1 protein-coding gene is annotated in these 1187 nt (G+C 61.6%); it reads right to left on the minus strand.

Annotated features, from left to right (window positions below; all coding sequences use genetic code 11):
- Positions 1 to 2: 2 nt before the first annotated feature.
- Positions 3 to 1187: elongation factor Tu (gene tuf / locus BG61_RS38525; RefSeq protein ID WP_233469275.1), on the minus strand; the 1185-nt coding region annotated here is incomplete at its 5' end.

Consider the following 1187-nt stretch of genomic DNA (forward strand, 5'->3'; position numbering starts at 1 on the left):
TTTTACTCGATAATCTTCGCAACGACACCTGCGCCGACGGTACGGCCGCCTTCGCGGATGGCGAAACGCAGACCTTCTTCCATCGCGATCGGCGCAATCAGCTTCACCGTGATCGACACGTTGTCGCCCGGCATCACCATTTCCTTGTCCTTCGGCAACTCGATCGAGCCCGTCACGTCCGTCGTACGGAAGTAAAACTGCGGGCGATAGTTGTTGAAGAACGGCGTGTGACGACCGCCTTCGTCCTTCGACAGAACATACACCTCTGCCGTGAAGTGCGTGTGCGGCGTGATCGAACCCGGCTTGGCCAGCACCTGGCCACGCTCGACGTCTTCACGCTTCGTGCCGCGCAGCAGAATACCGACGTTGTCGCCCGCCTGACCCTGGTCGAGCAGCTTGCGGAACATTTCCACGCCCGTGCAGGTCGTCTTCACCGTCGGCTTGATACCGACGATTTCGATTTCCTCGCCAACCTTGATCACGCCACGCTCGATACGGCCCGTCACCACCGTGCCGCGGCCCGAGATCGAGAACACGTCTTCCACCGGCATCAGGAACGCGCCATCCACCGCGCGCTCCGGCGTCGGGATGTACGTGTCCAGCGCATCGGCCAGGTTCATGATCGCCACTTCGCCCAGCTCGCCCTTGTCGCCTTCGAGCGCCAGCTTGGCCGAACCCTTGATGATCGGCGTGTCGTCGCCCGGGAAGTCGTACTTCGACAGCAGCTCGCGCACTTCCATTTCGACCAGCTCGAGCAGCTCGGCGTCGTCGACCATGTCGCACTTGTTCAGGAACACGATGATGTACGGCACGCCAACCTGGCGAGCCAGCAGGATGTGTTCACGCGTTTGCGGCATCGGGCCGTCAGCGGCCGAACACACCAGGATCGCTCCGTCCATCTGCGCTGCACCCGTGATCATGTTCTTCACGTAGTCGGCGTGGCCCGGGCAATCGACGTGTGCGTAGTGGCGGTTGGCCGTTTCGTACTCGACGTGCGCGGTGTTGATCGTGATGCCACGTGCCTTTTCTTCCGGTGCCGCGTCGATCTGGTCGTACGCCTTCGCTTCACCGCCGAACTTTTGCGTCAGCACCGTCGTGATCGCTGCCGTCAGCGTGGTCTTGCCGTGGTCGACGTGACCGATCGTTCCAACGTTCACGTGCGGCTTGGTCCGCTCGAATTTACCTTT

Origin of the sequence: Caballeronia glathei (assembly GCF_000698595.1) — a bacterium.
GTDB classification, from domain to species: Bacteria; Pseudomonadota; Gammaproteobacteria; order Burkholderiales; family Burkholderiaceae; genus Caballeronia; species Caballeronia glathei.